General features: G+C 62.9%; 5 protein-coding genes. 1 reads left to right on the top strand and 4 read right to left on the bottom strand.

Annotation, left to right across the window (positions count from 1 at the left end; genetic code table 11):
• Positions 1–242: 242 nt before the first annotated feature.
• The 4 genes from JHD59_RS17545 to glpK form a co-directional block, all read right to left on the bottom strand.
• Positions 243–899 (bottom strand): B3/4 domain-containing protein, encoded by a 657-nt coding sequence (locus JHD59_RS17545; protein ID WP_199155179.1) that lies wholly within the window; start codon positions 897–899, stop codon positions 243–245.
• A gap of 148 nt (positions 900–1,047) precedes the next feature.
• Positions 1,048–2,559 (bottom strand): glycerol-3-phosphate dehydrogenase, encoded by a 1,512-nt coding sequence (glpD, locus tag JHD59_RS17540; protein ID WP_199155178.1) that lies wholly within the window; start codon positions 2,557–2,559, stop codon positions 1,048–1,050.
• 256 nt (positions 2,560–2,815) lie between these two features.
• Positions 2,816–3,517, bottom strand: a complete 702-nt coding sequence (locus JHD59_RS17535) for an MIP/aquaporin family protein (protein ID WP_103320948.1) — start codon at positions 3,515–3,517, stop codon at positions 2,816–2,818.
• A 64-nt stretch (positions 3,518–3,581) separates the two neighbouring features.
• Positions 3,582–5,084 (bottom strand): glycerol kinase GlpK, encoded by a 1,503-nt coding sequence (gene glpK, locus JHD59_RS17530; protein WP_199155177.1) that lies wholly within the window; start codon positions 5,082–5,084, stop codon positions 3,582–3,584.
• A gap of 748 nt (positions 5,085–5,832) precedes the next feature.
• Here glpK and pyk point away from each other — a divergent pair.
• Positions 5,833–7,239, top strand: coding sequence for a pyruvate kinase (pyk, locus tag JHD59_RS17525; RefSeq protein WP_199155176.1), 1,407 nt, complete (start codon positions 5,833–5,835; stop codon positions 7,237–7,239).
• Positions 7,240–7,333: the final 94 nt, after the last annotated feature.

Here is a 7,333-nt window from a genome sequence, read left to right as displayed (position 1 = left end):
GAAAAATTCCGCCTGTAGGGCGGAAGCCCGGCAAAGACGGGCGTTCCGCCAACCTCGGTGGATCGCCCCTGCGGGGCATCCGCCCTACCTCTCAAACACGGGATGGGCGGCATCCAGCCCGTAGGGCGGGCAGGCCCTGGCCTTGCCCGCGCCATTCATGACGGCATCGGGTGAGAGGCCATAGGCGTTGGTTCGACCCAAAAGCCCACCGCGCCGCGGGCAAGGCCTATGGCCTGCCCGCACTACATTGCGAACACGGGATGGGCGGCATCCAGCCGGAAACGGATCAGCGAGCCGGCATGCGGCGCCAGCTCGCGCGCCAGCCAGTCCATGCCGGCCGCGCCGGACGGGAAGCCGGCATCCGGGCGCTCGCTGACGAACACCACATTGCGGCTGGCTTCGTCGAGCTTGAAACAATCGGACTCCAGCCAGTTCAAGCAGCGGCACACTACTTCGCCGCCGCCGTTAAGCCATGCCGCTTCGTGTGGCTGCGGCTGTTCGGCTTCCGTTTTGCCCAGCGGAAAAAAGCTTTCGTCGCCGCGCGCCAGATCCAACCGCAATTCGCCGCCGAGCTTGTCGATGTCCTCGCCGCCAAACGGCGCCAGGCTCTGCAAAGAGGCCTGGTTGTACAGGTCCACCAGCGGCAGGATGCGGCGCAACTTGTCTTTTTGCGCCGACTTGACCAGATACTCCAACGAGCAGCGCGCCTTCTTGTCGCCCGGCAATTCGCGGTACAAGGCCTTCCAGCGCTGCAACAGCGCATCCAGATCGATGTCCGGCTCCGGCAAGGCCAGCACGGCGGCAGGCAACGCCGCCTGGTTCACGCCCAGCGCCAGCAAACCCTCCACCTCCATTCCCGGCAACCGTCCCAACACAGCCTGGCTCAACGCGACGCGCATTTCGCTCTCCCTTTTCGCTATCGATGGCTCATGCTAGCCAAACGCTGGCGCAGCGGGAAACGAAAGCTTTTAATGGGGCATAAGCATGCCGCGCCGCCATGCAAAACAGCCCGGCGGACCGGGCTGTTTCCATGGCGAATCAGGACGATCAGGCGCTCAAGGCTTCGCGCGAGGATTGCGAGCGGGCGGCCAACCAGGCGTCGATCACCTTGTCGGCATAGGCCGGCAGATGCAATTTCAGCTTGGAACGGCGCCACAGGATGTCCTCGCTGCGCGTCGCCCATTCGGCGTCCACCAGATACTGCAGCTCGGCTTCATACAAGCCGGGCAGGATTTCCGCGCCCAGGTCGGCCAGGGCATTCGCCTGGCCGATCAACTTGGCCACGCGCGTGCCGTAGGCACGGGCCCAGCGTTCCACCAGTTCCGCCGGCAGCCACGGGTGGCGCTGCGTCAAATCGCGCAGGAAGCGGCCGAAGTCGGCGCCCGGCATATCGCCGCCCGGCAGCGGCGCGTCGGCGGTCCAGGTGGCCTTGTGGTTGCCGAGCAAGGGCGCGAGCTTGTCCACAGACTCTTCCGCCAGCTTGCGGAAAGTGGTGATCTTGCCGCCGAACACCGACAGCAGCGGCGCGCCTTGGGTATCCATTTCCAGCGCGTAATCGCGGGTAACGCTGGAAGCGTTGTCCGAGGCGTCGTCCAGCAGCGGGCGCACGCCGGAATAGGTGGACAGCACATCGGCCGGCGAGATCTGGCTGTGGAAATAGCGGTTGCTCATTTCGCACAGGTAGGCGATTTCGCTGTCATCTATCGCCACCAGGCCCGGATCGCCCTGGTATTCGACGTCGGTGGTACCGATCAGGGTGAATTCCTTCTCGTACGGAATGGCGAAGATGATGCGCTTGTCCGGGTTCTGGAAGATGTAGGCGAACGGGTGGTCGAAGATTTTCTTGACCACGATGTGGCTGCCCTTGACCAGGCGGATGGACTTGCTGGACGGCATGGCCAGCTTGTCTTCGATCAGGCTCTGCACCCACGGGCCGGCGGCGTTGACCAGCGCGCGCGAACGCACTTCGAAGCGGCTGCCGTCCTCGCGCTGCAGCGTGGTCAGCCAGTGTTCGCCGTCGCGGCGCGCCGCCACGCAAGCGGTGCGGGTGTAGACCTGGGCGCCGCGCTCGGCCGCGTCCATCACATTCAGCACCACCAGCCGCGCATCCTGCACCCAGCCGTCGGAATAGACGAAGCCGCGTTTGAAGGCGTCCTTCAGCGGCGCGCCGGATGGATGCTTGGCGAAGCTGACGGTTTCCGAACCGGGCAACACCTCGCGCTTGGCCAGATGGTCGTACAGGAACAGGCCGCAACGTATCATCCATTCCGGACGCTGATCGCGCGCATGCGGCATGACAAAGCGCAGCGGCCAGATGATGTGCGGCGCCGCCTTCAGCAACACTTCGCGCTCCTGCAGCGCCTTGCGCACCAGGCCGAACTCGTAATATTCCAGATAGCGCAGGCCGCCGTGTATCAGCTTGGTGCTGGCCGAGGAGGTGTGCGAAGCCAGATCGTCCTTTTCGCACAGCGCCACCGACAGGCCGCGGCCAGCCGCGTCGCGCGCGATGCCGGCGCCGTTGATGCCGCCGCCGATCACCATCAAGTCGTATACCTTCATTTGCCTGATCCTTGCTTATTCCGTCCCCGTCATTCTATCCACAATAGCTAACAAGGAACACAAATAAAACATTTTTCGTTCGTTATTTTTCGTTTTTGCCACAGATACCGCAGAAGCGCGGCAAAAAAGCCAGAAATGACAGAGGAAAGCGAGAGACAACTGCTTATGTAGGAAGGGATTTTCCGAATTCCAGCGCAGGCGAGAGAAACGAACAAAAAAGGAAAAACGGCGCGCCGGGAGCGCGCCGTCGCACTGATTACAGGGTGTAAGCCAGCGCCGCCAGCGTGCCGCCCAGCAACGAACCGACCACCGGCACCCAGGCATAGCCCCAGTCGCTGTCGCGCTTGCCCGGAATCGGCAGGATGGCGTGCATGATGCGCGGCGCCAGATCGCGCGCCGGGCTCATGGCGTAGCCGGTGGTGCCGCCCAGCGACACGCCGATGCCCAGCACCAGCAGGGCCACCGGCAACGCTTCGATCGCGCCCAGCGACATTTTCGGACCCACCATGGACAGGATGGCGAACACCAGCACGAAGGTGGCGACGATTTCGGACACCAGGTTGCCCGGCAGACTGCGGATGGCCGGACCGGTGCAGAAGGTGGCCAGCTTGGTGTCGGCGCAATCGGTGGTTTCATAGTGCTTGCGGTAAATCAGCCACATCAGGCCGGCGCCGGCCATGCCGCCCAGCATCTGCGCCGCCACATAGCCCGGCACCTTGTCCCACGGGAACTTGCCGGCCACCGCCAGCGCCACCGATACCGCCGGGTTCAGGTGCGCGCCGCTGATCGCGGCCACGCTGAACACGCCGACGAACACCGCCATCGCCCAGCCGAAGGCCACCACGATCAGGCCGCTGTTATGGCCCTTGGTGTTCTTCAGCAGCACATTGGCCACCACGCCGTTGCCCAGCAGCACCAGCAAGGCGGTGCCGATGAATTCGCCCATCAAAGGATTCATGATTGTCTCTTTCCAACTTTATCTAGGGATGCCCGCGGCGCGCGGCGGCGGGTCTTAGGGGAGATCAAGCCTGGTCGTCGGCCCACACCTTGGTGGCGTTGACCGCGCGTTGCCAGCCCTTGACGTTGCCGGCCACTTCGGCGGCGGCCATCTCCGGCTTGAAGCGGCGATCCAGCTGCCACTGGCCCTGCACGTCGTCCAGGTTTTTCCAGTAGCCCACTGCCAGGCCGGCCAGATAGGCGGCGCCCAGCGCGGTGGTTTCGGTGATCTTGGGACGGACCACATCCACGTTCAGGATGTCGGATTGGAACTGCATCAGCAGCTCATTGACGGTGGCGCCGCCGTCCACGCGCAGTTCGGCGATGCTCATCTTGGCGTCGGCTTCCATGGCCTTCAGCACGTCGCGGGTCTGGTAGGCGATGCTGTCCAGCGCGGCGCGGGCGATGTGGGCGGCCTTGGTGCCCAGGGTAGCGCCGACGATGGTGCCGCGGGCATTGGCGTTCCAGTGCGGCGCGCCCAGGCCGGCGAAGGCCGGCACCAGATAGACGCCGTCGCTGTTTTCCACTTCCTGCGCCAGCGGGCCGACATCGGCCGAGTGGCGGATGATGCCCAGGCCGTCGCGCAGCCATTTGACCACGGCGCCGCCGATGAAGATGGAGCCTTCCAGCGCGTATTGCACCTTGCCGTCCACCTTCCAGGCGATGGTGGTCAGCAGGTTGTTGGACGATTCGATCGGCTTGTCGCCGGTGTTCAGCATCATGAAGCAGCCGGTGCCGTAGGTGTTCTTCACCATGCCCGGCGTGGTGCACTGCTGGCCGAACAGGGCGGCCTGCTGGTCGCCAGCCACGCCGGCGATCGGGATTTCCACGCCCAGATGGGCGGCATGGGTATGGCCGTACACTTCGCTGGAGCTCTTCACCTGCGGCAGCATGCTGGCCGGGATGCCCATGATGTCCAGGAGCTCGGGGTCCCATTCCAGGGTGTGGATGTTGTACAGCATGGTGCGCGAGGCGTTGGACACGTCGGTCACGTGCACCTTGCCGTGGGTGAAGTTCCAGATCAGCCAGCTGTCCACGGTGCCGAAGGCCAGCTTGCCTTCGCGGGCGCGTTCGCGGGCGCCCGGCACATTGTCCAGAATCCACTTGATCTTGCTGCCGGAGAAGTAGGCATCCACCAGCAGGCCGGTCTTGGAGCGGATCAGTTCGCCAAGGCCGCGCGATTTCAGCTCGTCGCAGAACTCGGCGGTGCGGCGGTCTTGCCACACGATGGCGTTGTACACCGGCTGGCCGGTTTCGCGGTCCCACACAATGGTGGTTTCGCGCTGGTTGGTGATGCCGATGGCGGCGATGTTGCGACCATCAATGCCGGCCTTGGCCACGGCTTCGGCGGCCACGCCCACCTGGCCGCCCCAGATTTCCTGCGGATCATGTTCCACCCAGCCCGGTTGCGGGTAGATCTGGCGGAATTCCTTTTGCGCCAGCGACACGATGTCGCCGCTGCGGTTGAACAGGATGGCGCGGGAACTGGTGGTGCCCTGGTCCAAAGCCAGTACGTACTGATCGCTCATTGTGTCTTCTCCTGATTGCCGGTAAGGCGGCTTGGTTAACAGCCGGGGATGTCAACGTTGCGTTGTATGTTGCTTTTTTTGCTTATGACGTTCGTTTTATTTGCGAACAATTCTATGCCCGAACAGACAGTTGTCAATAATTCGGTAAAAAAAAATACACTTTTCGGCGAAATCCAGCGCACCCGACAACAGGAAAAACATGAAAAATCATTTAATATCAAATGATTAAAAAATGTAGCGCAGCGCTACATTTTCACATCAAACAAGTGTGCCGCTCCAGATAGAATAAAAGACACGCGTTTCCCATTTCAGCAAGCAAGGTCCGGATAGATTCCCATGCCCGCGAGAAGGGAAATCCACAAATCCCGCTTTACAACAAGCATTTGCATGCATTACAGGCAAATCAGCGCAAAGGAAAAAATAAGAAAATTATCGAAAATAAAGGCTGATGAATTTCCGCCACGCAAAGCGACAAAACGTTGTTTTATAATCAGAAACACACATTTACGTAGTTCTGACGCTACACTCCGCTTATGGCAGCATGAATGGCGTCGCCGGATGCCAAGAGTTGGACCCAGCGCAAAAAAACCGCCGCGCCGCTGTGGCATCATCGCCGGTGAGGCCTTGCCGTCCGCCCAGCGGACACCCCTGCATTGCGATGTCCTGTCGCGCGCAGGGATAAGCAGCGTCGGCCCACAACACGCAATCGCTCCTGATCAATCGGCCGGATGGGCCGCAAAGGACTGTCATGCTTCGCAACACCAAAATTCTCGCCACGCTGGGACCTTCCTCCAGCACACCGGAACAAATCCTGGAATTGGCCCGCGCCGGGGTCAATATCTTCCGGCTCAATATGAGCCACGGCAGTCATGACGACCATCGCGCCCGTCTGCAGGCGATCCGCGCCGCCGAACAGACGCTGGACAGGCCGCTGGGCGTTGTAGTGGACCTGCAGGGTCCCAAACTGCGCATCGGCAAGTTCCCGCAGGCCACGCCGGTAAAAACCGGCGATCGCTATGAATTCGTGCTGGACGAGGTGCAGGGCGATGCCCAGCGCGCCACGCTGCCGCACCCGGAGGCCTTCGCCGCGCTGCAGCCGGGCCACCGCATCCTGGTCAACGACGGCAAGCTGGCGTTCCACGTGGAACATGTGGAACCGCGCCGCATCGTCACCCGCGTGGAAGTCGGCGGCGAACTGTCCAGCAACAAGGGCTTCAACCTGCCGCACACCGTGCTGCCGCTGTCGGTCATCACCGAAAAAGACCGCAAGGACGCCGAATTCGCGCTGGCAGAAGGCGCGGACTGGCTGGCCATGTCCTTCGTCCAGACCGGCGCCGACGTCAAGGAGCTGCGCGACATCGTCGGCAAGCGCGTCGGCATCATTTCCAAGATCGAAAAACCGTCCGCGGTGGATGATCTGGACGCCATCGCCACGCTGTCCGACGCCGTCATGGTGGCGCGCGGCGACCTGGGCGTGGAGCTGCCGCCGGAAGACGTGCCGGTGGTGCAACGCAAGATCGTGCATCAGTGCCGCCACCTGGGCCGTCCGGTCATCGTCGCCACCCAGATGCTGGAATCGATGATCACCGCGCCGACGCCGACGCGCGCCGAAGCCAACGACGTGGCCACTGCCGTGTACGAAGGCGCGGACGCCGTCATGCTGTCGGCCGAAACCGCCGCCGGACAATATCCTCTGGAAGCGGTGCAGATCATGGACCGCATCATCCGCCGCGTGGAAAGCGCCCCGGATTACCGCAAGGTGATGGCGCTGGACTACAGCGTGGCGGACGAGCCGGACCGCACCGACGCCATTGCCGCCTGTGTGCGCAAAGTCGCCACGCTGCTGCCGGTCACCGTGTCGGTGGCCTTCACCACCAGCGGCTCCACCTGCATCTATCTGGCGCGCGAACGCCCGTCCACGCCGATACTGGGCATCTCGCCCAATCTGGCCACGGCGCGCCGCCTGTCTCTGGTGTGGGGCGTGGTGGCCTACCATGGCCCGGACGCGGAAAACCTGGAGGACATGGTGGTGAAGACCACGTTCTGCGCCACCAAGCTGGGCCTGGCCCAACAGGGCAAGCCCATGGTGATCATCGCAGGCGTGCCTTTCGGCACCCCCGGCTCCACCAATCTGCTGCGCATCGTCTACCCGTAAACGCAAGCGGCGTAGAAAAGCAAAACGGAACCTGCGGGTTCCGTTTTTTCATGCGCGGCCCTGCGTCCGCTTCGTTGCGGCCGCTGCCGATACT

This window comes from Chromobacterium sp. ASV23 (assembly GCF_016428945.1).
GTDB lineage: Bacteria > Pseudomonadota > Gammaproteobacteria > Burkholderiales > Chromobacteriaceae > Chromobacterium > Chromobacterium sinusclupearum.
This window is presented reverse-complemented; position numbering and strand designations above follow the sequence as displayed.

Excerpts from the sequence above, each read along its gene's own strand:
- JHD59_RS17545 (WP_199155179.1), bottom strand. The coding sequence starts at position 899 with ATGCGCGTCGCGTTGAGCCAGGCTGTGTTGGGACGGTTGCCGGGAATG.
- glpD (WP_199155178.1), bottom strand. The coding sequence starts at position 2,559 with ATGAAGGTATACGACTTGATGGTGATCGGCGGCGGCATCAACGGCGCC.
- JHD59_RS17535 (WP_103320948.1), bottom strand. The coding sequence starts at position 3,517 with ATGAATCCTTTGATGGGCGAATTCATCGGCACCGCCTTGCTGGTGCTG.
- glpK (WP_199155177.1), bottom strand. The coding sequence starts at position 5,084 with ATGAGCGATCAGTACGTACTGGCTTTGGACCAGGGCACCACCAGTTCC.
- pyk (WP_199155176.1), top strand. The coding sequence starts at position 5,833 with ATGCTTCGCAACACCAAAATTCTCGCCACGCTGGGACCTTCCTCCAGC.